This window comes from Amycolatopsis rifamycinica, from assembly GCF_000695625.1.
GTDB lineage: Bacteria > Actinomycetota > Actinomycetes > Mycobacteriales > Pseudonocardiaceae > Amycolatopsis > Amycolatopsis rifamycinica.
Genome location: NZ_JMQI01000041.1, coordinates 42,979 through 67,299, shown reverse-complemented (window position 1 = coordinate 67,299; position 24,321 = coordinate 42,979). Strand labels below are relative to the sequence as shown.

Below are 24,321 nucleotides of genomic sequence, written 5' to 3'. Positions count from 1 at the left end.
CCGGCACGGGGGGAGGTTCTTCAGGTGGGCGGTGCGTTGGTGAAGCGAGCCGCGGACGTGGCCGGCACGCTCGCCATCACCTGGGGTACCTGTTTTCTGATGACCTTGCCGTTCGGTCTCAGCGATCTCGTGTTCTCCCTGATCTTCGCGACCGCGCTGTCGGCGGCGATCGTCCTCGTCGCCGGTGTCGGACTACTGGTCAGGCGAGGCTGGGACGCGCTGAAAGGGCGATGAACCCCCGTCCGCGTCAGCTCAGCACCGAGCCCGGCAGCTCCTCGAAGATCAGCCACGTCCGCGTCGACCGCACGCCCTCCAATGCCTGCAGCCGCTCCAGCACCACGTCCCGCAGCGTCGAGTTGTCCGGCGTCCGGACCAGCAGCAGGATGTCGAAGTCGCCGCCCACCAGCGCCACGTGGTCCACGTACGGGATCTCGTGCAGGTCCGTCGCCATCGTGCGCCAGGACGTCTGCTCCACCGTCACCATGATGTACGCCGACGTTCCCAGGCCCGCCCGCCGGGGATCGATCCGCGCGCCGAAGCCGGTGATCACCCCCTCGGCCAGCAGCCGCTCCAAGCGTGCGTACGCGTTCGTCCGCGAGATGTGGAGTTTTTCCGCCAACGCGCGCACCGCCAGGCGGCCGTCCGCCGAGAGCTCCGCCAGCATCGCCCGGTCGACGTCGTCCAGTGCCGGGACCGTTCGTCCCGGCAGTGCCCCGTGAGCCAGGACACCCCTGGACGTTTGGCCCACCGGACCCGGCTCGGAAGGCCGTTTGTCGCTCATTTTCGCCAGCCCTTGAACACAACACCGCCGAGAACCACCATTTCAGCATCATATGTCTGGGAGAGGTGGTGTGTGTCATGGCTGCTGAGACCCTGCTGCCGTCCGCTTCCCCCGTGCGGTTCGTCGCCGAAGACGGAAGCCGGGCCGACGCGCACGGCGGGTACGGCGAGCCCTCGGGGGAGCGGCTCAAGGAGGCCTACCGGCTGATGGTCCTGGGCCGCCGGTTCGACGTGCAGGCGACCGCGCTCACCAAGCAGGGCCGCCTCGCCGTCTACCCCTCCAGCGCCGGCCAGGAGGCCTGCCAGGTCGCCGCGGCGCTCGCCCTCGGCCCCCGGGACTGGCTGTTCCCGACCTACCGCGACTCCGTCGCCCTCGTCGCCCGCGGCCTGAAGCCCGGTGAAGTGCTGACGCTCCTTCGCGGCGACGCCCACTGCGGCTACAACCCGGTCGAGACGCGCGTCGCGCCTCAGTGCACTCCGCTCGCGACGCAGACTCTGCACGCCGCCGGGCTGGCGCACGCGATGCAGCGACGCGGCGAAGACGCCGTCGCGCTCGCGCTCATCGGGGACGGCGCCACCAGCGAAGGCGACTTCCACGAAGCGCTCAACTTCGCCGCCGTCTTCAAGGCGCCCGTCGTGTTCTTCGTGCAGAACAACCGCTTCGCCATCTCGGTGCCCTTCGAGAAGCAGAGCGCCGCGGAAGCGCTGGCGTACAAGGGCATCGGCTACGGCATGCGCTCGGAGCAGGTCGACGGCAACGACGCCGTCGCCGTGCTGGCCGTCCTCGACGACGCCGTGAAGCACGCGCGCGAAGGCAAGGGACCGGTCCTCGTCGAGGCGCACACCTACCGCATCGACGCGCACACCAACGCCGACGACGCCACCCGCTACCGCGACGCCGAAGAAGTCGCGAAGTGGCGCGAGGCGGACCCGCTCAAGCGGCTCGAAACCTTCCTCAAGGGCCAGAACCTCCTGCGGGACACCGAAATCGAGCGGTTCGCGGCCGACGCCGAGGTGTTCGCCCAGTCCGTCCGCGACACCCTGAACGCCGAGCCCGAGCTCGACCCGCTGTCGCTGTTCGACCACGTCTACGCCGAACCGACCCGCCAGCTGCGCGCCCAGCGGGCCGCCCTCGAAGCCGAACTGGAGGCCTGATGACGACCACCATGGCGCAGGCCCTCAACGCGGCCCTGCGCGACGCTCTCAAGGACGACGACCGCGTCCTCGTGTTCGGCGAGGACGTCGGCACGCTCGGCGGCGTTTTCCGCGTCACCGACGGCATCACCGCCGACTTCGGCGAGGACCGCTGCTTCGACACCCCGCTCGCCGAATCCGGCATCGTCGGGTTCGCCGTCGGGATGGCGATGGGCGGGTTCCGGCCGGTCGTCGAGATGCAGTTCGACGCCTTCGCCTACCCCGCGTTCGAGCAGATCACCTCGCACGTGGCGAAGCTGCGCAACCGCACCCGCGGGGCGCTTTCGCTGCCGATGGTCATCCGCGTGCCCTACGCCGGCGGCATCGGCGGCGTCGAGCACCACTGCGACTCCAGCGAGGCCTACTACACGCACACGCCGGGCCTGCGCGTCGTCACGCCGGGGACCGCGCAGGACGCCTACGACCTGCTGCGCGACGCCATCGAATCGCCGGACCCGGTGGTCTTCCTCGAGCCGAAGTGCCGCTACTGGTCGAGCGAAGAGGTCACCTTCACCCGCACCGGTCCCGGGATGGACCAGGCCGTGGTCCGCCGGCACGGCAAGGACGTCACGCTCATCGCGTACGGCCCGATGGTCGCCACCGCGCTGGAGACCGCCGAAGCGGCGAAGGCCGAAGGCTGGGACGTCGAGGTCGTCGACCTGCGGTCGCTGTCGCCGTTCGACGACGAGACCGTCACGGCTTCGGTCCGCCGCACCGGGCGGGCCGTGGTCGTCCACGAGGCCGCCGGCTTCGGCGGCTACGGCGCCGAGGTCGTCGCGCGCGTCACCGAGCAGTGCTTCCACCAGCTGCACGCGCCCGTCCTGCGGGTGACCGGGCTCGACATCCCGTACCCGGCGCCGAAGCTCGAGCGCTACCAGCTGCCCGACGTCGACCGGATCCTCGACACGATCGCGCGGCTGCAGTGGGACGACACGCCGGTGGTGGCCGGTGCCTGACTTCCTGCTGCCGGACCTCGGCGAAGGCCTGACCGAGGCGGCGATCGTGGACTGGCGGGTCAAGGTCGGCGACACCGTCGACGTCGACCAGGTCGTCGTCGAGGTCGAGACGGCGAAGGCGGCGGTCGAGGTGCCGGTGCCGTTCGCCGGTGTGGTGACCGCGCTGCACGGCGAGCCGGGGCAGCTGCTGCCGGTCGGCGCGCCGCTGCTGACCGTCGGCGGGTTCGCCGAACCCGGCGTCACCGTGTCCGCCGCGTCCGCCGGGAGCGGCAACGTCCTCATCGGCTACGGCACCGCGCCCGCCACCCGGCGCAAGCGCGCGCGGCGCCCGGTGAGTGCCCCGGCACCCGCCCGGCCGGCGCGGGCGCCCGGCGTGATCTCGCCGTTCGTCCGGAAGCTGGCGGCGGACAACGGGATCGACCTGGCGAAGATCGCCCCGAGCGGTCCGGACGGGATCATCCGCCGCGCCGACGTCGAAGCGGTGCTGAAGAAGCCCGTCGCGAACGGCAAGCGCATCCCCCTGACCGGCGTGCGCAAAGCCGTCGCCGACAAGCTGACGACCTCGCGGCGGGAGATTCCCGAGGCGACCGTGTGGGTGGACGTCGACGCGACGGAGCTGGTGGCCGCGCGCGCCGCGCTGAACGCCAAGACGGACCGGCCGGTCAGCCTGCTCGGCCTGATCGCGCGGTTCGCCGTCGCGGGGCTGCGCAGGTACCCGGAGCTGAACTCGCGCGTCGAGGGCGACGAGATCGTGCTGCTTGACAAGATCCACCTCGGGTTCGCCGCGCAGACCGACCGCGGCCTGGTCGTGCCGGTGGTGCGGGACGCGGACGAGCTGTCCACGCGCGAGCTGTCGGCGGCGATCGGCGAGCGCGCCCGCACCGCCCGGGAGGGCAAGCTCGCGCCCGCGGAGCTCACCGGCGGTACCTTCACCGTCAACAACTACGGCGTCTTCGGTGTCGACGGCTCGGCCGCGATCATCAACCACCCCCAGGCGGCCATCCTCGGCATCGGCCGGATCATCGACCGGCCATGGGTGGTCGACGGGGCGCTGGTGGCCCGGAAGATCTGCGAGCTGACGCTGGCGTTCGACCACCGCGTCTGCGACGGCGGCACGGCGGGCGGGTTCCTGCGGTTCGTCGCCGACTGCGTGGAGTCGCCGGTCACCGCCCTCGGCGACCTCTGACGACTCACCGGCCGCAGGGGGCCGGTGGTGACGGTGGTGGCACCTAAAGTGGTCGCGTGACGACACCGGCCCAGCACGACCGCGACCTCGCGGAGGGGCGCGTCGCCCGGCTCAAGCAGGACCTGCGGGACGGGCTCGCGACCCCGCCCGGGGACGTCGAGGCGATGGACGAGCTCGTGGCGACGGCCCACCGGCTGCTCGACGCCGAGCTGGCGTTCGAAGAGGCCCGGCGGCGGCTCGCCGACGCGGAGCTCGAGTCCCGGCACGCGGCGACGCAGCGCGCGGTCGTCTGGTTCGCGGCCGCGCCCGTGCTGGTGCCGCTGGTCGCCGCGGCGCTGGTGTTGTTCGAGGTGCTTTCGCCGGTCTGGCTGCTCTTGCTGGTGCCGCTGTTCGGCGCGGGCCTGTGGGTCGGCTTCGCCCCGGTCCGCCGGGCCGCGGCCGTGATCCGCGAGCGCCGGCGGGCGGCGTCGGCGGGCACCATCACGGCGTTGGCGCTGGCTCTCGCGCTGATCCCGTGGTCCGGGGCCATGGTGTGCACGATCCTGACGGCGCTGGGCGTCGTGGGCACGACCACGCTGCTGTGGCGGGAAAGCCGGATCCCGTGAGCCACGGCTACGCCACCTACGGCGACGATCCGGAGTTCACACGGGAGTACCCCGAGCCGGTGGACACGACCCGGCGCGACCTCGACGAGCTGTTCGCGGCGGTCGACGGGCTGCGCGCGGCCGTCGAGGAGACCGACGACCGCCTGCGCCAGGACGTCGCCGACCTGACCGAGCGGCTGGAAACCGGCGGCGCGCAGGACCGGCTCGACCTGCTCGGCCGGCGGCTGGACCGGCTGCAGCAGCAGGTCCAGGCCCTGGAGCGCGCGGTCCGCGTTTCCGACGGCGTCCCGCAGGTGGACCTTGACGACGTCGGCCCGGAGACGCGGGCGCTCGCGGCGGAGGCGGCGCGCTGGGACGACCTGCACCAGGAGCTGGTGACGAAGGAGCAGCGCGCGCGGTACGCGGAGGAGATCGCGCACCTGGACTCGGTGCGCTCGGCGTTGTCCCGGTGCGACGCCGACCTGCTGGAGGTCGTGCGCGTCCTGGCGTCGACGGACCGGGCGTCCCGCGCCCGAGGGGACGCGGAGTCGTCGTTGCGGGCCTTGTCGACGCGGCGCCGGACGCTGCTGGACGAGGAGATCCCGGCGGCTGTCGCGGCGGCGGACCAGGCTCGCCTCGCGCTGCGGGAGGCGGACGCGGTCCAGGCGCGCGTGGTCCCCCAGCTGGAGCGGGCCGAGCGCGCGTGGCACGACCTGCAGGTCCGCCTCCGGGCCCGCATCACGGACGCGCTGGGCTCGAACGCCCTGCTGCCGGCCTGGTTCGGGCACGCGCTGGGGCTGGCCCCGCCGGCCGGGACATCGGGGGACGCGTGGATCCGGACCGCCGCGTCGGTCCTGGCGTACCGGGTGACGTTCGGCGTCACGGATCCCGCCCTGCCGCTGGGCCCCCCGGCCGCCGAAGGCGCGGACAAGACGGAACGCCGCTGGACCTGGCGGGCCCGCCTGGAGTCCGACCTGGACACCCTCGCCCTCTAGCCCGTGACCCGCCAGGCATCACCCGTGATCAGAGGGGCATGACCCGTGATTGGATGGGCATGACTCGTGATTGGATGGGCATGACTCGTGATGCCCCTCCAATCACGTGAGATGCCTGCTCAGTCACGCGAGATGCCTGCTCAATCACGTGAGGTGCCCCTTGCGTAGGGCGGACTCCAGCCGGTGGTGGAGGTCGCCGAGGCGGGTTTTGCCCGGTTGGCCCGGGGGGAACTTCCGGAGGGTTTCGCGCACCTGCGGTGGGGCGTGGGTGAGGGCCCACTCGATCTCGGTCTCCGCGGAACCGCCCGCCAGTTCGCGCGCCAGCGCGGCCTGCTGGGCCGGGCCGACGATGTGCTTCACCTGGTGCGGTGACTCCAGGGGGTGGAGGTACGCCGCTCCGGCGGCCCCGGCCGCCGCGCGGGCCGCCGCCGAGGCGGCCGGGTCGGTGGCCTCGCCCGCCGCCGCCAGCGCGGCCCACGCCGCCGTGCGCAGGGCCTTGGTGCGCGGGCCGCCGGACGCGAACTCGCGCGCCGCGGAGATCGCCGCGGCCGGGCGGGGGTCGTCCGGGACCAGCGGCAGGACCCGGGCGGCGCAGCCGGCGGCCCAGCCCGTCAGGGCCCGGAGTTCGTCGAGAGCCAGCTCCATGTGCCTGAAGCGTATCTTTGAACCGCCGGTTGAGGCTTTCAGACGGTCGCCGGGCGGCGCAGGGCCTGCCGGCGCAGGCGGTTGAACAGCTTCGCGTTGTTCAACGCGAAGACTCCGACGGTGGAACCGTCGCGCTGCCAGGTCGCCACGAACGAAGCCGACGACGGGTCGCCGTCCACGAACGACAGCGTGTCGTCCGGGCGCGGGTGGCCGGCCAGCTGCAAGGTGCCGCCGTACTGGTCGGACCAGACGTAGCCACTGGGCGTGTACGTCCGCGCGGTGTGCCCGGCCAGCAGGTTCGCCACCGCGACCGGCGCCTGCTCCGACGCGTTCGTCCAGTGCTCGTACCGCCGTCCCCCGTAGCGGGCCACATCGCCGACGGCCACCACCTGAGGCAGCGACGTGACCAGCCCGGCGTCCGTGTGGACGCCGTCGCCGACCTTCAAACCCGAACCCGCCAGCCACTCCGTCGCCGGGGTCATCCCGACACCCGTGACGACCACGTCGGCCGGGACGAGCGAACCGTCGGCGAGGTGGACGCCCGCCGCGTCCAGGCCCGTCACCGCGACGCCGCAACGCAGGTCCGTGCCGTGGTCGAGGTGCAGCCGGGCGCAGACCGCGGCCAGCGAAGGGCCCAGCACCGGCGCGAGCGGAGCGTCCAGGGCTTCCAGGACGACCACGTCGAGGCCCAGGGAACGGCAGGTCGAGGCCACCTCGGCCCCGATGAACCCGGCCCCGACGACGACCACGCGGGCTCCGGGGACCAAAGCCGCGCGCAAAGCCAGTGCGTCGTCGACCGTCCGCAGTGTGTGGGCCGCCTCGAAGCCCGGCAGGGTCCGCACCCGGCCGCCGGTGGCGATCACGACGCCGTCCGCGTGCACCGAGGTGCCGTCCGACAGGAGCACGCGCCGGTTGGCCGGTTCCAGCGCCGTGGCCTGGACGCCGAGCCGGAAGTCCAGGGCCAGTGACGCCAGGTCGCCCGCGTCGAGCAGCTCCAGCGACTCCCGCGACGCCGTCCCGGCGAGGAAGCCCTTGGACAGCGGGGGCCGGTCGTACGGCAGGTGCGTCTCCGAACCGATGAGCACGATCCCGCCGTCGTACCCCTGCGCGCGCAGCTCCTGCGCGGCGCGGACCCCGGCGAGCGAAGCGCCGACGACCGCGATGCGCTTCACGCGGCGTCCTCGTCGGCGGCGCCCTCGACGTAGACGACGCCTTCGTCGACGACCACGGTGTACGTGCGCACCGGGTCCTTCGCCGGCAGGCAGGTCGGCATGCCCGTGCGCAGGTCGAACCGCGCCGCGTGCAGCGGGCACTCGACGAAGCAGCCTTCGAGCCAGCCGTCGGCCAGGGAGGCGTCCTGGTGGGTGCACGTGTCGCCGATGGCGTACAGCTCGCCCTCCTCGGTGCGGAACACCGCGATGGCGGGCGGCCCGGGGATGCGGACCGACTCACCGGGGGGCAGCTCGTCCACCGTGCACGCGCGAATCATGACGCCTCCGAAAAGTTGCGCATTGGGGAACATCAACTGCGATACGCAACAAGTCTGAGTCCGGCGCACACCCGCGTCAAGGGGGTACGCCCGGGTAGTTTCCGTTACCGGGTAACGGGTATTCCGGGCGCGCCGCAGGCCCGTACCGGGGATGGCGGTACGGGCCTGCGACGCCGGAGGCTAGTTTTCCCCGTGCCGGTAGAACGGCAGCTTGATCGGGTCGAGCGGGGTGTTGCCGAGGATCAGGTCGGCGGCCTTCTCGGCGGTCATCATCACCGGGGCGTAGATGTTGCCGTTGGTGATGTAGGGCATCACCGACGCGTCGACCACGCGCAGGCCTTCGGTGCCGTGCACCCGCATGCTCTGCGGGTCGACGACGGACATGTCGTCCACGCCCATTTTCGTGGTGCACGACGGGTGCAGCGCCGTTTCGGCGTCCTTCGCCACCCAGTCGAGGATCTCCTGGTCCGTCTCCACCCGGGGCCCCGGCGAGATCTCCCCGCCGTTGTACGGGTCCAGCGCGGGCTGGTTGAGGATCTTCCGCGCCACCCGCACCGCTTCGACCCATTCGCGGCGGTCGTTTTCGGTCGACAGGTAGTTGAACCTGATCGCCGGGTGCTCCCGCGGGTCGCTGGACTTGATCTTCACCGAGCCGCGGGTGTCGGCGTACATCGGGCCGACGTGCACCTGGTAGCCGTGCCCTTCCGTGGGCGCCGAACCGTCGTAGCGGATCGCCACCGGCAGGAAGTGGAACATCAGGTTCGGGTACTTCACCTCGTCGTTGGACCGGACGAACCCACCGCCTTCGAAGTGGTTGGTGGCGGCCGGCCCGGAGCGCAGGAACAGCCACTGCGCGCCGATGTAGGGCCGCTTCCACTTCGCCAGCGACGGCTGCATCGACACCGGCTGCTTGCAGGCGTACTGGATGTACACCTCCAGGTGGTCCTGCAGGTTCTCGCCGACGCCCGGCAGGTCCTTCACGACGTCGATGCCGAGCTTCTCCAGCTCCGCGGCGTTCCCGACCCCGGACAGCTGCAGCAGCTGCGGGGTGTTGATCGCGCCGCCGCAGAGGATGATCTCCTTGCCGTACACCTCACCGGGCACGCCCCGGCCCTGCGAGTACTCGACGCCGACCGCGCGCGTGCCGTCGAAGAGGATCTGCGACACGAACGCGCGGGTCTTCACCGTGAGGTTGGGCCGATCCATTACCGGGTGCAGGTACGCGCCGGCGGCGGACAGCCGCCGTCCTTTCCGGACGTTCCGGTCGAACGCCGCGAACCCTTCCTGCCGGTAGCCGTTGACGTCGTCGGTGCGCGGGTAGCCCGCCTGCTCGGCGGCGTCGAAGAAGGCGGTGAACAGGGGGTTCGACGCCGGTCCGCGCTCCAGCTCCAGCGGCCCGTCGTGGCCACGCCACTGGCCGTCCGGCGCGTCGGCCAGGCAGTTCTCCATGCGGTTGAAGTACGGCAGGCAGTGCGCGTAGTCCCAAGTGGACATCCCGGGATCGCTCGCCCAGCGCTCGTAGTCCATCGGGTTGCCGCGCTGGAAGATCATCCCGTTGATGCTGGACGAGCCGCCGAGCACCTTGCCGCGCGCGTGGTAGATGCGACGCCGGTTCATGTGCGGCTCGGGTTCGCTGCGGTAGCCCCAGTCGTAGAACTTCGACCCGATCGGGAAGGTCAGCGCGGCCGGCATGTGGATGAAGACGTCCCACTTGAAGTCCGACCGGCCCGCCTCCAGGACGAGGACCTTGTTCGACGGGTCGGCCGAGAGCCGGTTCGCCAGCGCGCAGCCCGCCGAGCCACCGCCGACGATGACGAAGTCGTAGGTTTCGGTACTCATGGAGCCTCCTCAGCCGGGCAGGGTGTCCGGTGCGGTGTCGGGCATGTGCTCGGGGCTGGTGTGGGCCGAGCCCCAGGTGCGCCGCCGGACGTAGAGCATGGTCGCGCCGATGATCACGATCAGCGCGGTGACGAGCACCGCCCCCCACTGGAAGTACCAGTGGTCGGAGCCGTAGACCGCGGCCCGCGGCCAGATCAGGTTGATCGTCATGCCGGCGCCGTAGAGCACCGCGACCAGGTTCACCAGCGTGCCCCAGCGGCCCAGCTTGAAGTACGGGCCGTGCTCCGGCCGTGGCCAGTGCCCGCGCAGGCGGCGCACCAGCATCGGGCCGGTGACCATCAGGTAGGGGATGTAGAACAGGATGATCGCCGTCGAGGTCAGGATGAAGAACGCCCGCTGGTTGCCGAGGTTGATCAGCAGCACGACGACGGTGAGGCCGCCGGTCAGCAGGGCGGGCAGCACCGGGGTCTTCGACCGCGGCGACACCTTCGCCATCGCGTTGCTGAACGGCAGGCGGCCGTCGCGGGCCATCGCCCACGTCATCCGGATGGCCGCGGTCTGCACGGCGAGGCAGCACACGGTGATCGCGATCGCCGAGCAGATCAGGAACGCGTCGCCGAGGCCTTCGCCGAGGGTGCTCTTCAGCAGGTACGGCATGCCGGACGTGCTCAGCTCTTCGGCGTCCAGGTTGCCGACGGCCATCATGCCGAACAGCATGATCAGCCCGCCGACGACGAACGCCGCGGTGATCGCGCGGAGGATCGCGCGCGGGGCGTGCCGCCGCGGGTGGGTCGTTTCCTCGGCCAGCGAGCCCGCGGTGTCGAAGCCGTAGAAGACGTACGCGCTCATGAGCGACGCTACGAGGAACGCCCCGAGGTACCCGAACGAGTGACCCGCACCGGTGCCGTGGGTGTCGAAGACGATGCCGGGGCCGCGCTTGATGTGGATGGCCAGCGCGATCACGAGCAGGATGCTCGCGCCGAGTTCGACCGCGACGCCGAAGTTGTTGATCTTGGCCATCAGCTTGACGCCGATGATGTTGACGATCGTGGCGAAGACCACCAGCACCACGGCCAGGATGATGGCGTTCCGCGCGCCGCCGGGCGTCGACGTCAGGCCGGCGTCTTCGTCGCTGCCGACGATCTGGAACGCGGTCGAGACCTGCGGCAGGATGATCTGGTAGGCGACCGCGACGGCCGCCGCGGTCACGATCGCGCCGATGATCATGATCCAGCCGGCCAGCCACGACGTCGCCGGCTTCGCGATCTGCTTGGCCCACTGATAGACCGAGCCGGCGAGCGGGAACTGGCCCGCGAGCTCGGCGAAGCACAGGGCGACGGCGGCCTGGCCGAGGAAGACCAGCGGCCACGTCCAGATGAACGCCGGGCCTCCCGAACCGAAGCCGAAGAAGAAGAGCTGGAACACGCCGGTCAGGATGGAGATGTAGCTGAACCCGGCGGCGAAGCTGGAGAACGAGCCGAGCGAGCGCTCGAGTTCCTGGCGGTAGCCGAACTTCTCGAGTTCGGAGCTGTCGTCGGCAGCAGGCCCCCCGCCCGCCGGTTTTTCCTGAGTGGTCATCGCGTGCGTCCTCACGTGGTGGGGGAGGGGAAGTCAGCCCTTGAACCAGTGCTGCGGAACGGGATCGATGTTCTGGTAGATGTGCTTGCTCTCCTGGTACTCGGCCAGCCCGGACGGCCCGAGTTCGCGGCCGATGCCCGACTTGCCGAACCCGCCCCACTCCGCCTGGGGCAGGTAGGGGTGGTAGTCGTTGATCCACACGGTGCCGTGGCGCAGGGCCCCGGCGACCCGCTGGGCGCGGGACGCGTCCGACGTCCACACGGCTCCGGCGAGCCCGTACTCGGTGTCGTTGGCCAGCGCGATCGCGTCGGCCTCTTCTCGGAAGCGTTCCACGGTGACGACCGGGCCGAAGACCTCTTCCCGGACGATTCTCATGTCCCTGGTGCAGCCGGAAAAGACCGTGGGCCGCAGGAAGAAACCGGTTTTGTACTCCGGTCCTTCGGGTCGCTTGCCGCCTGCTTCCAGCGTTGCGCCGTCCGCGAGAGCGCTTTCGATGTAGGCCTCGACCTTGGCGCGGTGCTCCGCCGAAACGAGGGCGCCCGTTTCGGTGGCCGGGTCGAGCGGGTCGCCGACGCGGATCCGGTCGGCGCGCGCGGCGAGGTCCGCGACGAACCGGTCGTGGATGCCCTCTTGGACGATCAGCCGCGCGCCCGCCGAACAGACCTGTCCGGAATGGACGAACGCCGCCATCAGGGCGTAGTCGAGCGCCGTGTCGTAGTCGGCGTCGTCGAAGACCACGTTGGGGTTCTTGCCGCCGAGCTCCAGCGCGACGCGCCGGACGCCCTTCGCGGCGGCGGTCATGATCTTCTCGCCGGTCGCGTAGCCGCCGGTGAAGGAGACGAGGTCGACGGCCGGGTGCTCGACCATCGCCGCGCCGACGCGGCCGTCGCCGAGCAGCAGGTTGACGACGCCGGGTGGCGCCCCGGCCTCTTCGAGCAGCGCGACCAGCTTGATCGTGGTCAGCGGGGTGACCTCGCTCGGCTTGAGCACCACGGTGTTGCCCGCGGCCAGGGCGGGCGCGACCTTCCAGGACATCTGGAGCAGGGGGTAGTTCCACGGCGCGATGAGCGCGCAGACGCCGACCGGTTCGTGCACGATCCGGCTGACGACGGTCGCGCTGCCGGCGTCGACCAGGCGTCCGGCGTCCTTGCCGGCGAGGTCGGCGTAGTAGCGGAAGACGTTCGTCACATCGTCGATGTCGATGCGGCCTTCGCCCAGGGTCTTGCCCGTGTCGAGGCTCTCGGTGCGGGCGAGTTCTTCGCGGTCGCGGGCCAGGAGGCCGGCGGTCCTGCGGAGGAGCTCGGCGCGTTCGCCGGCCGTGGTGCGGCGCCACGGGCCCTCGTCGAAGGCCCGCCTCGCGGCTCTGACCGCGGCGTCGACCTCGGCTTTCCCCGCTTCGGCGACGGTCACCACGACCTCGCCGGTGGCCGGGTTCAGCACGTCGGAGCGCGTCCCGGTGGCCGCGTCCAACCAGATCCCGTCGATGTGGAGGTCCTTCACGCCGCGCCCTTCCCGGATCGGTAGTGGCTGGTCGGTGGCTGGAGTGCGTACATTTGTACGCGAAGTGTGTACAGATGTCCACAAGGGGGCTCGATGGCGAAGAGCGCACCCGGCGCGCCGCGGCGCCGCGGTCCGAACGACCCCGAGCGGCGGGCGCGGATCGCCAAAGCGGCGATCGAGGTGGTCGCACAGCGGGGGATCGACGGCGTCACGCACCGGTCGGTGGCGGCTGCGGCGGGCGTCCCCCTCGGCTCGACGACCTACCACTTCGCGACGCTGGACGACCTCCTGGAGGTCGCCCTGCACGAGGCGGCGGAGAAGAACGTCCACGCGCTGAAGGAGTGGGAGTCGGCGCTCCCGCCGGACGCCGACTTCGCCGCGGCGCTCGCCGACCTGGTCATGGGCTACATCCACGAGCAGTACCGCGACACGGTCGTCGAGTACGACCTGTACGTCGCGGCCCTGCACCGCCCGGCCCTGCGCAAGGCGAGCGCGGCCTGGGACGACGCGCTGATCGCGTTCTTCGGCTCCCGCACCGACCCCCTCACCGGCCGTCTCCTGGCCGGCCTGTTCTGCGGCCTCCTGATGCAGGCCGCCCTGGCCGACCCCCGCCCCACCCGCGACGAGATCGAAACCCTCTTCCGCCGAGCCATCCACGGTCCGGAAACTCCGCGCTCGCGTGATTGAAGACGTAACTCGCGTGATTGGGGCCGTAACTCGCGAGTTACGGCCCCAATCACGCGAGTGCGGGTTTTGATCACGCCGGTTACGGGTTCCGTCCCGCCGTGTGGGTGAAACCCGTGGCGAGCATGGGGAATCCGTGGGTTGACAGGGGGTGGGGCGGACGTCACGCTGGTGCGGAATGAGCAACTAGACGCGTTCTGCGCAACTACTCCCGTCCTGATCCGCGGAGAGGACCACGCCGGTGACCACTACCGACCTGCCGCCGAGCCTGCTCGCCACGTTGCCCGGCCGCTCCTACACCGATCCGGCGGTCTTCGCGCTGGAGCAGGCGAAGATCTTCGAGGCGGACTGGTTCTGCGCCGTGCGCAGCGCGGACCTCGCCGGGCCCGGGGCGTTCGAGACCGTTCAGATCGGCAAGGAAAGCGTGCTCGTCTCGCGGGGCCGGAGCGGGAAGCTGAACGCCTTCCTCAACGTCTGCCGCCACCGCGGTGCCCGGCTGTGCACGTCCGGAAGCGGCACGGTCAAGCGCGCCTTCCAGTGCCCGTACCACGCCTGGACCTACGGTCTCGACGGCAAGCTCGTCGCCGCCCCGAACCTCACCGGGATGCCGGACGTCGACCGCACCGAGTTCGGCCTGACGAAGCTCCACCTGCGTGAATGGCTCGGCTACGCCTGGGTCTGCCTGGCCGACGAGCCGCCGTCGTTCGACGAGACCGTCATCGGGGCCGTCACCGAACGGCTCGGCGGGCCGGCCGAGATCGACGCCTACGGCATCGACGGCCTCGCCCTGGGCAAGCGCATCGAGTACGACGTGAAGGCGAACTGGAAGCAGATCATCGAGAACTTCATGGAGTGCTACCACTGCGCCACGATCCACCCGGAGCTCACCGAGGTCCTCCCGGAGTTCGCCGGCGGCTACGCGGCGCAGTACTACGTCGGCCACGGCGCCGAGTTCGGCGGGGACATCAAGGGCTTCACCGTCGACGGCGGCGAGGGCGTCGACCGCCTCCCCGGCATCACCGAGGCCCAGGACCGCAAGTACTACGCGATCACCATCAAACCGGGCGTCTTCGTCAACCTGGTCCCGGACCACGTGATCCTGCACCGGATGTTCCCGCTGGCCCCGGACCGGACGCTGGTCCGCTGCGACTGGCTCTACCTGCCCGAAGTCGTCGAATCCGGCCAGGACCTCTCCCGCTCGGTCGAGCTGTTCCACCGCGTCAACCTGCAGGACTTCGAAGCCTGCGAACGCTGCCAGCTGTCGATGGACTCGCGCTCGTACACAGGAGGCGGCGTGCTCGTGCCCAGCGAGCACCACATCGGCGCCTTCCACGACTGGGTCCGGGCGAAGCTGGCTTAGATCAGCGCCCGGATGGCGGCCTCGAACCCGGTGACGTGCGCATGCGTCAACGCGGCCGCCTTCTCGGCGTCACCCTCGATGATCGCGGTGAGGAGCGGGACGTGCTCGTCGACGTGGCCGGCCATCCCGGGCAGCCGGGGCACGAACACGCACCAGATCCGGGTCGCCAGGTTGTCGTACCGGATCAGCGTGTCCTCGAGGAACGGGTTGTGCACGCACCGGTAGATCGCCCGGTGCAGGGCGAGGTCGGTGCGCAGCAGCTCGGCGTTGTCGCCGCCCGGGACGCCGGCGTCGAGCTGCGCGCGCAGCTCGGTCAGGGTCGTCCGGTCGGCCGCGGTCGCGCGCGAAGCCGCGGCGGCCGTCGCCATCGGCTCCAGCGTGCGCCGGACCTCGGAGATGTGCGCGAGGTCGGAGATGTTGACGTCGGTGGCGAACGTCCCGCGCCGCGGGTAGGCGACGACCAGGCGTTCGGACTCCAGCCGTTTCAGCGCCTCGCGGATCGGGGTCCGGCCCATGCCGAGCGCGGTGCCGAGCTCCTCCTCGTTGAGGGGGGAGCCCGGCGGGATGTCCAGCATGACCAGGCGATCGCGGATGAACCGGTACGCCTGTTCCGCCAGCGAAGGGGGATTGACCTGGGGATGCACGCCGCTTAGTCTACATCGACGATTGATATATCAGAAGTCGACCAGTCCTCGGAGGAAGCCCGATGACCGACCTGCCGGAGCACCCGGACTTCCTCTGGGACAACCCCGAGCCGAAGAAGGCCTACGACGTGATCGTCGTCGGCGGCGGCGGGCACGGCCTCGCCACCGCCTACTACCTGGCCAAGCAGGGCGTCGGAGGAGTCGCCGTGCTGGAGAAGGGCTGGCTCGCCGGCGGGAACATGGCCCGCAACACCACGATCATCCGCTCCAACTACCTCTGGGACGAAAGCTCCGGCATCTACGAGCACTCCCTCAAGCTGTGGGAAGGCCTCGAAGAGGACCTCGGCTACCCGATCCTGTTCAGCCAGCGCGGGGTGCTCAACCTGGCGCACAGCCCGCAGGACGTGCGCGACAGCGTCCGCCGCGTCGAAGCGAACAAGCTCAACGGCATCGACGCCGAATGGGTGGACGCCGACGGCGTCAAGGAGATCTGCCCGATCGTCAACACCTCGCCGGACGTCCGCTACCCGGTGCTCGGCGCGACCTTCCAGCCACGCGCCGGCATCGCGAAGCACGACTACGTCGCTTGGGGGTTCGCCCGCGCGGCGCACGAAATGGGCGTCGACCTGATCCAGAACTGCGAGGTCACCGGAATCTCCACAGTGGACGGCCGGGTCACCGGCGTCGAGACGTCGCGAGGCCGGATCGCCGCCGGCAAGGTGGCGCTGTGCGCGGCCGGGCACACGTCGGTCCTCGCCCGGATGGTGGGCCTGGACCTGCCGCTGACGTCGCACCCGCTGCAGGCGCTGGTGTCGGAGCTGCTCGAACCGATCCACCCGACGGTCGTGATGTCGAACGCCGTGCACGTCTACGTCTCCCAGGCGCACAAGGGCGAGCTCGTGATGGGCGCGGGCATCGACAGCTACCACGGCTACGGCCAGCGCGGCTCGTTCCACATCATCGAACAGCAGATGGCGGCCGCGCTGGAGCTGTTCCCGGTGTTCGCGCGGGCGCACCTGCTGCGGACCTGGGCCGGGATCGTCGACACCAGCCCGGACGCGTCGCCGATCATCGGCCTGACCCCGGTGGAGAACCTGTTCCTCAACTGCGGGTGGGGCACCGGCGGTTTCAAGGCCACGCCCGGCGTCGGCGACGTCTTCGCGCAGACCATCGCGCGGGGTAAGCCGCACGAGTACGCCGAGCCCTTCACCCTCGACCGGTTCACCACCGGTGCCCTCGTCGACGAGCACGGCGCCGCCGCCGTGGCCCACTAGGAGCAGTCCGATGCAACTGATCCCCTGCCCGTGGTGCGGGCCACGCGAGGAAGCCGAGTTCCACTACGGCGGCCAGGCGCACCTCGCCTACCCCGCGGATCCGGCGGCGCTGTCCGACGAGGAGTGGGCGAAGTTCGTGTTCTTCCGCGAGAACCCGAGCGGGCCTCATGCCGAGCGGTGGAGCCATTCCGCGGGCTGCCGCCGGTGGTTCAACGCCGTCCGCGACACCCGGACCCACGACCTCCTGGCGGTCTACCGCCTCGACGAGCCGAAGCCGGTGATCCCGTGACCCGGCTCTCCGGCGTCCCGCTCAAGTTCACCTTCGACGGCCGCGAGCTGACCGGTTTCCTCGGGGACACCCTGGCTTCCGCGTTGCTGGCCAACGGCATCCACCGGGTCGCGACCAGCAGCACCCACGGCCGGCCCCGCGGCATCTTCGGGGCCGGTGTCGAGGATTCGAACGCCCTGGTGCAGATCGAAAAGCCGTTCCCCGAGCCGATGCTGAGCGCGACGACCGTCGAGCTGTACGACGGCCTGGTCGCGCGGGGCCTGCGCGGTCGAGGCCGGCTCGCCACCGAGCCCGACCCGGCGCGGTACGACGCGAAGCACGCCCACTGCGATGTCCTCGTCATCGGCGCCGGACCGGCGGGCCGCGCGGCCGCCGCCGCCGCGGAAGGGCGCGTGCTCCTCGTCGACGACCAGCCGGACGGCGTGGCACCCGAAGGGGTCCGGTTCCTCTCGCGCACGACGGCGTTCGGCGTCTACGACGACGGTTTCGTGCTGGCCCTGGAACGCCGGGGCGAGCCCGCGGCTCCCGAACGCATCTCGCGCCAGCGGGTCTGGCGGATCCGGGCCCAGCGGATCGTCATCGCCACCGGCGCCCACGAGCGGCCGATCGTCTTCCCGGACAACGACCGCCCCGGCATCATGCTCGCCTCCGCCGCACGCACCTACCTGAACCGGTACGGCGTGCTCGCCGGGCGGCGCGTGGTCGTGTTCACCACCAACGACTCCGCGTACGACGCCGCCTCCGAGCTGGCCGCGGCCGGCGCCGAGATCGTGCGGATCGCGGACGCTCGCGCGGGCTACGGCATCATCGGCACCGACGGCGACGCCCACATCACGGCCGCTCACGTGGCGAAACTGGGGGAGACGCGGGGAGAGCGCGTCGAGTGCGACCTGCTGCTCGTGTCCGGCGGCTGGAACCCGGTTGTGCACCTCTACAGCCAGGCCCGCGGCACCCTCCGGTACGCGCCGGAACTCGGCGCGTACGTCCCGGCCGGTGACCTACCGGACGTGACCGTCGTGGGCACGGCCGCCGGGGAAGGACTGCCCGAGACCAAAGTGCTCTGGCAGGTGCCCGCGCCGAAGTCCGAAGTGGACACCCGGTTCGTGGACCAGCAGCGCGACGCGACCGTGTCCGACATCCTGCGCGCCACCGGCGCCGGGCTGCGCTCGCTGGAGCACGTCAAGCGGTACACCACCATCGGCACCGCGCACGACCAGGGCAAGACGTCCGGCATGCTCGCCGCCGGCATCACCGCCGAGGCGCTGGGCGTCGACCTCGCCGACCGGCGGCCGACGACGTTCCGCCCGCCGTACACGCCGGTCTCCTTCGCCGCGCTGGCCGGGCGCAACCGCGGTGAGCTGCACGATCCGGTGCGCGTCACGACGATCCACCCGTGGCACGTCGAGCACGGCGCCGTGTTCGAGAACGTCGGCCAGTGGAAGCGGCCGTGGTACTACCCGCGGCCGGGCGAGTCGATGCGCGACGCCGTCCGGCGCGAATGCCGCGCGGCGCGCGAGGACGTCGCGCTGATGGACGGGTCCACGCTGGGCAAGATCGACGTCCAAGGCGCGGACGCCGGCTGGTTCCTGGACATGCTCTACACGAACGTGATGAGCACCCTGCGCGTCGGCCGCATCCGCTATGGCGTGCTGTGCGGGGTCGACGGGATGGTGCTCGACGACGGCACGGTCATCCGGGTCGCCGAGAACCGGTTCCTGGTCACCACCACGACCGGCAACGCGGCGAAGGTCCTCGACTGGATGGAGGAGTGGCTGCAGACGGAGTGGCCGCACCTCGACGTCTTCGCGACGTCGGTCACCGAGCACTGGGCCACGATTCCGCTGGTGGGGCCGCGTTCGCGGGAAGTCCTCGGCCGCCTGGCGCCGGAGCTCGACGTCTCGAACGCCGCCTTCGGGTTCATGACCTGGCAGGACGCCGAGGTCGCCGGCATCCCGGCGCGGGTCTGCCGGATCAGCTTCTCCGGCGAGCTGGCCTACGAGATCAACGTCCGGTCGTGGCACGGTCCCGCGCTGTGGCAGGCCGTAGTGGACCAAGGCGCCACGCCGTACGGCACCGAGACCATGCACGTCCTGCGCGCGGAGAAGGGCTACCCGATCATCGGCCAGGACACCGACGGCACGGTCACCCCACAGGACCTCGGCATGGCCTGGGCGGTGTCGAAGAAGAAGGCCGACTTCATCGGCAAACGCAGCTTCGCCCGCGCCGAGAACAACCGGCCGGACCGCAAGCACCTGGTCGGGTTGCTCCCGGCCGATCCGTCCGTGCTGCTGCCGGAGGGGTCGCAGATCATCGAATCGGAGACCGTGCCGGAACCGCCGGTGCGGATGCTCGGCCACGTCACCTCCAGCTACGACAGCGCCGCCCTCGGCCGGACGTTCGCGCTGGCCCTGGTGCGCTCGGGCCGCGAGCGGATCGGCGAGACGCTGTACGTGCCGGTCGGCGACCAGGTGGTGCCGGTGACCGTGACCGAATCCGTGCTCTTCGACAAGGAAGGAGCCCGCCGTGACGGTTGACGCGGTCGGCGAACCGTTCCGCACCCAGCTCACCGTCCGCCTCCGGCAGGGCGACACGCTCCTCGGCGTCCCCCTGCCCGGCCCGTGCACCTTCACCAGCGGCAACGGCGTCGACATCCTCTGGATGGGCCCGGACGAATTCCTCGTCCTCGGCCCGCCACTTTCACGTGAAAGTGGCGACCTGGAGGCGGCACTTTCACGTGAAAGTGGCGTTCTGGCGGTGGTGGATGTGTCGGCGCAGCGGAATGTCGTGCGGCTCAGCGGGGAGCACGCGGCCGACGTGCTGGCGCACGGGTGCTCGATCGACCTGGAGGTGTCGCGGCCGGGTACGTGCGTGCAGACGCTGTGCGCGCGGACGGGGATCGTGCTGATGGTCCGGGACGAGGGCTTCACGATCCTCGTGCGGCAGTCCTTTTCGGACTACTTCCGCGCCTGGCTGGCCGACGCGAGTCTGGAGTACGTCTCGTGACCCACGCCGCGTCCTGCTCAACGGCAACAGCGCTGTTGTCCTCCGGTAGAAGGAGTTCCGCCATGAGTGCACCGAAGGTCGTGATCATCGGCGCCGGCATCGTCGGCGCGAACCTCGCCGACGAGCTGACCGCCCGCGGCTGGACCGACGTCACCGTGCTCGACCGGGGCCCGCTGCCGCGCACCGGCGGGTCCACCTCGCACGCGCCCGGCCTGGTCTTCCAGACCAACGCGTCCAAGGCGATGACGGACTTCGCCCGCTACACGGTCGAGAAACTGCGGGCCCTGGACTGCTTCCTGCAGGTCGGCGGCATGGAGGTCGCGACGACGCCGGCCCGCTGGGAGGACCTCAAGCGCAAGCACGGCTGGGCGACGTCGTGGGGCGTGCCCGGGCAGCTGATCGACGCCGGCGAGTGCGTCCGCCGCTGGCCGCTCCTGGACGGGTCGAGGATCTTCGGCGCGCTGCACGTCCCGACCGACGGGCTCGCGCGAGCCGCCAAGGCCGTCGAGGTGCTGGCGGCCCGGGCCGGTGAGCGCGGCGCGAAGTTCATCGGGTCGACCCGGGTCATCGACGTGCTCCAGGACGGCGGGCGCGTCACCGGCGTCCGGACCGGCCAGGGCGATTTCCCGGCCGACGTCGTCGTCTCGTGCGCCGGGTTCTGGGGCCGCGAGATCGGCGCGATGGCGGGTATGGACGTCCCGCTGCTGCCGCTGGCCCACCAGTACGCCAAGACCGGGCAGGTCGCGGAGCTCGCCGGCCGCAACACCGAGGAGGCCGAGGCGAGCCTGCCGATCCTGCGCCACCAAGACCGGGACCTCTACTTCCGCGAGCACGTCGACCGGCTCGGCATCGGCTCCTACGCGCACCGGCCGATGCCGGTCGACGAGTCCACTCTGGATCCGGCGGTGACCGGGACGGCCATGCCGTCCATGCTGCCCTTCACCGAGGACGACTTCGCGCCGTCGTGGGAGGAGAGCAAGCTGCTGCTGCCCGCCCTGCGGCACACGAAGGTCGAGGAGGGCTTCAACGGCATCTTCTCCTTCACCCCGGACGGACAGTCGCTGGTCGGGGAGTCGGCCGACGTCCGCGGGTTCTGGCTGGCCGAGGCGATCTGGGTGACGCACTCCGCGGGCATCGCGAAGGCCGTCGCCCAGCTGCTCGTCGAGGGGCACTCCGAAGTGGACACCCACGACATCGACGTGCACCGCTTCGAGGAGGTCCAGCTGGCGCCCTCGTACGTGAGCGAGACGGCCCAGCAGAACTTCGTCGAGGTCTATGACATCCTGCACCCGCTGCAGCCCAAGCTGTCCCCGCGTGACCTGCGGGTGACGCCGTTCCACGCGCGGCAGCGCGAGCTGGGCGCGGTCTTCCTGGAGTCAGGCGGCTGGGAGCGGCCGCACTGGTTCGAAGCCAACGCGCCGCTGCTCGAACGGCTGCCCCACGACTGGCTGCCACCGGCGCGGGACGCGTGGTCGGCGCAGTTCCACTCGCCGATCGCGGCGGCCGAGGCGTGGCACACGCGCAACGGCGTCGCCCTGTACGACATGACGCCGTTGAAGCGCGTGGAGATCAGCGGGCCGGGGTCCCTGGAGTTCCTGCAGTCGCTGACGACGAACCAGCTGGACAAGTCCGTGGGTTCGGTGACGTACACGCTGATGCTCGACGCCGCGGGCGGCATCCGCAGCGACGTCACGGTCGCGCGGCTCGAGCCCGAGGTGTTCCAGGCCGGGATCAACGGGAACATCGACGTCGACCACTTCGTCAAGCACGCGCCGCCCGGGGTGCGGGTCCGGGACATCACCGGCGGGACGTGCTGCATCGGCGTCTGGGGCCCGCTCGCGCGCGAGCTGGTGCAGCCGCTGTCGCGCGAGGACTTTTCGCACGCCGGCCTGAAGTACTTCCGGGCGCGGAACGCACGGATCGCCGGGGTGCCGGTGGTCGCGATGCGACTGTCCTATGTGGGCGAACTCGGCTGGGAGGTCTACACGAGCGCGGACAACGGCCTGCGCCTGTGGGAGGCGCTGTGGGCGGCCGGGCAGCCGCTCGGCGTCATCGCGGCCGGGCGGGCGGCGTTCAACAGCCTGCGGCTGGAGAAGGGTTACCGGCTGTGGGGCACCGACATGACCACCGAGCACGACCCGTACGAGGCCGGGCTGGCGTTCGCCGTGCGTCCCGCGAAGGGTGACTTCCTCGGGCGGGACGCGATCGAAGGCCGGAGCGAGGAGACGGCGGCGCGGCGGCTGCGGTGCCTGACGATCGACGACGGCCGCACGGTCGTGCTGGGCAAGGAACCGGTGTTCGTGGCCGGCGTGGCTTCGGGGTACGTGACGAGTGCCGCGTACGGGTACACCGTGGGGCGTCCGATCGCCTACGCGTGGCTCCCGGCGTCGGCGGAGATCGGCAGCGGCGTGGAAATCGAGTACTTCGGCCGCCGGGTCGCGGCGACCGTGGCGGCGGAGCCGCTGGTCGACCCCGGCATGGAACGGATCCGGCGGTGACGGCCGGTCACGTCGGGTAGCCCCGGCTCTCGGAAGGGTAATCACAGCAAGTCCACGGAACCGGACAAGGAAATTCTCAGGAACGGGGCGTTTCCTGGGAGGGCCGGAGGCTTGTCGAGAGCTGGAGCTGTGCATGAGCGAGTACGACCGAGGACGCCCAGGCGGCGGCGAGTACCCGTACGGCTACGGCGACGGCGGGTACCCGCCCGAGTTCTACGGCGAGAACGGCTACCCGCAGCAGTACCAGCCCCATGACCAGTGGGGACGGCCGTACACGCAACCCATCTACGCCTACCCGCCGCCGCCGCCCGCCTACCAGCCGCCGCCGCGACGGCGGCACCCGCTGCGCGCGCTGACCGTCGCGGTCGTCGCGATCGCGCTGGCCGTGGTCGCCGGGCTCGGCATCGGGCAGCTGATCTCCGGGGCGTACACGCCGACCGCGGGCAACCAGAACTTCGGCTTCTCCGGGCAGCCGAGCGCGTCGCGGACGGTGCTCGACGTCGACGCCGTGTCGGCCAAGGTCAACCCGGCCATCGTGAACATCAACACCGAGCTCGGCCTGCAGGGCGCGGCGGCGGCGGGCACGGGCATCGTGCTCACCCCCGACGGCGAGGTGCTGACCAACAACCACGTCGTCGCCGGCGCGACCGGCATCAAGGTCACCAGCATCGGCACCGGCGACACCTACCAGGCCGAAGTCGTCGGCTACGACCGCGCCGAGGACATCGCGGTGCTGCGGCTGCGGGGCGCGTCCGGGCTGCCGGCCGCGACCATCGGCGACTCGTCGGCGACCAAGGTCGGCGACCAGGTCCTCGGCCTCGGCAACGCCGGCGGCCGCGGCGGCGACCCGGTGCCCGCGCCGGGCACGGTGACCGCGCTGGACCAGTCGATCACCGCCTCGGACGAGTCCAGCGGGTCGTCCGAGCAGCTCGAGGGGCTCATCCAGGTCCGGGCGAACATCGAATCGGGGGACTCCGGCGGCCCGCTGGTCAACGCGGACGCCCAGGTCATCGGCGTCAACACCGCCGCGTCCACCGGCTACCAGCTGAACGGGCGCCGCAGCGGCGGCGCCGGGCAGGGCTTCGCCATCCCGATCAACCAGGCCGTCGACATCGCGCACCAGATCGTCGCGGGGCGGGGATCGGACAAGATCCACATCGGCAAGACGGCGTTCATCGGGGTTTCGGTGTCCGACGGCCAGGGCGGGGCCAGGGTCCGCGAGGTCGTCCAGCGCGGGCCGGCGCAGAAGGCGGGCCTCGCGGCCGGCGACGTGATCACGGCCATCGACGGCAAGCCGGTCGGCTCGGCGACGGCGTTGACGAACGTCATGGACACCCATCACCCAGGTGACCAGCTGACGGTGACGGTGACCGGCGCGTCCGGCGGTCAGCGTCAGCTGCGGGTCAAGGCCGTCGAAGGGCCCGTGGGTTAGCGCAGGGTCTCCTTCAGCACCTCGCGGTGCGTCTGCTTGGCCGCGAGGTACTTCTCCCGGCCGGCGTCGGTGATCGTGACGAAGATGCCGCGCCGGTCGACCTCGCACAGGGCGCGCTCGACCAGGCCCTCCTTCTCCAGCCGGGCGACCAGCCGGGACGTGGCGCTCTGGCTGAGGTGGATCGTGCTGATCAGGTCGGCCGAACGGCACTTGAAGTCGCAGGTCGCGAGCCGTTCCAGGGCCTCGAACTCGTTCGCGCCGATGCCGTGGCGCTCCTGCAGCCGGCACTCGAGCTTGCTGAACACGGCCGAGTAGCGGGCCAGCAGCTCGTGCCACTCCTGGACCAGTTCCTGCTCGGCGACGTCGCTCACGGCGACCAACTTAGCATGCA

23 protein-coding genes are annotated in these 24,321 nt (G+C 71.1%); 14 read left to right on the top strand and 9 right to left on the bottom strand.

Features of this window, described 5'->3' with window-relative positions; translation table 11 throughout:
* The first annotated feature begins 24 nt into the window (after positions 1 to 24).
* The gene (locus DV20_RS19140) at positions 25 to 234 is read left to right on the top strand and encodes a hypothetical protein (RefSeq protein WP_043782116.1); all 210 of its coding nucleotides are present in this window, start codon (positions 25 to 27) and stop codon (positions 232 to 234) included.
* 13 nt (positions 235 to 247) lie between these two features.
* Here DV20_RS19140 and DV20_RS19135 read toward each other — a convergent pair whose 3' ends face one another.
* Positions 248 to 724 (bottom strand): Lrp/AsnC family transcriptional regulator, encoded by a 477-nt coding sequence (locus tag DV20_RS19135; protein ID WP_084093564.1) that lies wholly within the window; start codon positions 722 to 724, stop codon positions 248 to 250.
* 134 nt (positions 725 to 858) lie between these two features.
* Here DV20_RS19135 and pdhA point away from each other — a divergent pair, with 134 nt between their 5' ends.
* From pdhA to DV20_RS19110, 5 genes are read left to right on the top strand one after another with little or no spacing between them, the layout of a single operon-like run.
* Positions 859 to 1,935: a pyruvate dehydrogenase (acetyl-transferring) E1 component subunit alpha gene (pdhA, locus tag DV20_RS19130; protein ID WP_043782112.1), complete on the top strand. Its 1,077-nt coding sequence runs from the start codon at positions 859 to 861 to the stop codon at positions 1,933 to 1,935.
* Positions 1,935 to 2,930, top strand: a complete 996-nt coding sequence (locus DV20_RS19125; protein ID WP_043782110.1) for an alpha-ketoacid dehydrogenase subunit beta — start codon at positions 1,935 to 1,937, stop codon at positions 2,928 to 2,930. The genes pdhA and DV20_RS19125 overlap by 1 nt, the downstream gene beginning before the upstream one ends.
* Complete coding sequence (locus DV20_RS19120) at positions 2,923 to 4,116, top strand: dihydrolipoamide acetyltransferase family protein (RefSeq protein ID WP_043782108.1); 1,194 nt, start codon at positions 2,923 to 2,925, stop codon at positions 4,114 to 4,116. Before DV20_RS19125 ends, DV20_RS19120 begins: the two co-directional genes overlap by 8 nt.
* 56 nt (positions 4,117 to 4,172) lie before the next feature.
* Positions 4,173 to 4,721: a hypothetical protein gene (locus DV20_RS19115; protein ID WP_043782106.1), complete on the top strand. Its 549-nt coding sequence runs from the start codon at positions 4,173 to 4,175 to the stop codon at positions 4,719 to 4,721.
* The gene (locus DV20_RS19110; RefSeq protein ID WP_043782103.1) at positions 4,718 to 5,695 is read left to right on the top strand and encodes a hypothetical protein; all 978 of its coding nucleotides are present in this window, start codon (positions 4,718 to 4,720) and stop codon (positions 5,693 to 5,695) included. The genes DV20_RS19115 and DV20_RS19110 overlap by 4 nt, the downstream gene beginning before the upstream one ends.
* Positions 5,696 to 5,839: 144 nt before the next feature.
* On the opposite strand, the gene DV20_RS19105 is transcribed toward DV20_RS19110, so the two are convergent.
* From DV20_RS19105 to DV20_RS19080, 6 genes are all read right to left on the bottom strand, one after another.
* On the bottom strand, positions 5,840 to 6,340 hold the full coding sequence (locus DV20_RS19105) for a putative immunity protein (RefSeq protein WP_043782101.1): 501 nt from the start codon (positions 6,338 to 6,340) through the stop codon (positions 5,840 to 5,842).
* 38 nt (positions 6,341 to 6,378) lie between these two features.
* On the bottom strand, positions 6,379 to 7,512 hold the full coding sequence (locus tag DV20_RS19100; RefSeq protein ID WP_043782098.1) for an NAD(P)/FAD-dependent oxidoreductase: 1,134 nt from the start codon (positions 7,510 to 7,512) through the stop codon (positions 6,379 to 6,381).
* Entirely contained in the window at positions 7,509 to 7,829 is a 321-nt protein-coding gene (locus DV20_RS19095) for a bifunctional 3-phenylpropionate/cinnamic acid dioxygenase ferredoxin subunit (protein WP_043782095.1), read from the bottom strand. Before DV20_RS19095 ends, DV20_RS19100 begins: the two co-directional genes overlap by 4 nt.
* Before the next feature lie 180 nt (positions 7,830 to 8,009).
* Entirely contained in the window at positions 8,010 to 9,668 is a 1,659-nt protein-coding gene (gene betA / locus DV20_RS19090) for a choline dehydrogenase (protein WP_043782094.1), read from the bottom strand.
* A gap of 9 nt (positions 9,669 to 9,677) precedes the next feature.
* Positions 9,678 to 11,246 carry an amino acid permease gene (locus DV20_RS19085; protein WP_043782091.1) on the bottom strand — a complete coding sequence of 523 codons (1,569 nt, stop codon included), beginning with the start codon at positions 11,244 to 11,246 and terminating at the stop codon, positions 9,678 to 9,680.
* A gap of 33 nt (positions 11,247 to 11,279) precedes the next feature.
* Positions 11,280 to 12,746: an aldehyde dehydrogenase family protein gene (locus DV20_RS19080; protein WP_043782089.1), complete on the bottom strand. Its 1,467-nt coding sequence runs from the start codon at positions 12,744 to 12,746 to the stop codon at positions 11,280 to 11,282.
* 93 nt (positions 12,747 to 12,839) lie between these two features.
* Between DV20_RS19080 and DV20_RS19075 the strand changes: the two genes are divergently transcribed.
* Positions 12,840 to 13,433, top strand: coding sequence for a TetR/AcrR family transcriptional regulator (locus DV20_RS19075; protein WP_043782087.1), 594 nt, complete (start codon positions 12,840 to 12,842; stop codon positions 13,431 to 13,433).
* 238 nt (positions 13,434 to 13,671) lie between these two features.
* Positions 13,672 to 14,790 carry an aromatic ring-hydroxylating oxygenase subunit alpha gene (locus tag DV20_RS19070; protein WP_043782086.1) on the top strand — a complete coding sequence of 373 codons (1,119 nt, stop codon included), beginning with the start codon at positions 13,672 to 13,674 and terminating at the stop codon, positions 14,788 to 14,790.
* On the opposite strand, the gene DV20_RS19065 is transcribed toward DV20_RS19070, so the two are convergent.
* The gene (locus DV20_RS19065) at positions 14,787 to 15,434 is read right to left on the bottom strand and encodes a GntR family transcriptional regulator (RefSeq protein ID WP_043782085.1); all 648 of its coding nucleotides are present in this window, start codon (positions 15,432 to 15,434) and stop codon (positions 14,787 to 14,789) included. The two genes, DV20_RS19070 and DV20_RS19065, sit on opposite strands and share 4 nt — an antisense overlap.
* A gap of 62 nt (positions 15,435 to 15,496) precedes the next feature.
* Here DV20_RS19065 and DV20_RS19060 point away from each other — a divergent pair, with 62 nt between their 5' ends.
* The 6 genes from DV20_RS19060 to DV20_RS19035 all read left to right on the top strand — a co-directional run bounded on the left by DV20_RS19060 (position 15,497) and on the right by DV20_RS19035 (position 23,930).
* Complete coding sequence (locus DV20_RS19060) at positions 15,497 to 16,708, top strand: sarcosine oxidase subunit beta family protein (protein WP_043782083.1); 1,212 nt, start codon at positions 15,497 to 15,499, stop codon at positions 16,706 to 16,708.
* A 10-nt stretch (positions 16,709 to 16,718) separates the two neighbouring features.
* Complete coding sequence (locus DV20_RS19055; RefSeq protein WP_043782082.1) at positions 16,719 to 16,997, top strand: sarcosine oxidase subunit delta; 279 nt, start codon at positions 16,719 to 16,721, stop codon at positions 16,995 to 16,997.
* Positions 16,994 to 19,531: a 2Fe-2S iron-sulfur cluster-binding protein gene (locus DV20_RS19050; RefSeq protein ID WP_043782081.1), complete on the top strand. Its 2,538-nt coding sequence runs from the start codon at positions 16,994 to 16,996 to the stop codon at positions 19,529 to 19,531. The genes DV20_RS19055 and DV20_RS19050 overlap by 4 nt, the downstream gene beginning before the upstream one ends.
* Positions 19,521 to 20,000, top strand: a complete 480-nt coding sequence (locus DV20_RS19045; RefSeq protein WP_043782079.1) for a sarcosine oxidase subunit gamma — start codon at positions 19,521 to 19,523, stop codon at positions 19,998 to 20,000. The genes DV20_RS19050 and DV20_RS19045 overlap by 11 nt, the downstream gene beginning before the upstream one ends.
* Positions 20,001 to 20,062: 62 nt before the next feature.
* Positions 20,063 to 22,498 carry a GcvT family protein gene (locus tag DV20_RS19040; protein WP_043782078.1) on the top strand — a complete coding sequence of 812 codons (2,436 nt, stop codon included), beginning with the start codon at positions 20,063 to 20,065 and terminating at the stop codon, positions 22,496 to 22,498.
* 133 nt (positions 22,499 to 22,631) lie between these two features.
* Positions 22,632 to 23,930, top strand: coding sequence for a S1C family serine protease (locus tag DV20_RS19035; RefSeq protein WP_043782076.1), 1,299 nt, complete (start codon positions 22,632 to 22,634; stop codon positions 23,928 to 23,930).
* On the opposite strand, the gene DV20_RS19030 is transcribed toward DV20_RS19035, so the two are convergent.
* Positions 23,927 to 24,301: a MarR family winged helix-turn-helix transcriptional regulator gene (locus DV20_RS19030; protein WP_043782075.1), complete on the bottom strand. Its 375-nt coding sequence runs from the start codon at positions 24,299 to 24,301 to the stop codon at positions 23,927 to 23,929. The genes DV20_RS19035 and DV20_RS19030 overlap by 4 nt on opposite strands.
* Between the last annotated feature and the right edge of the window lie 20 nt (positions 24,302 to 24,321).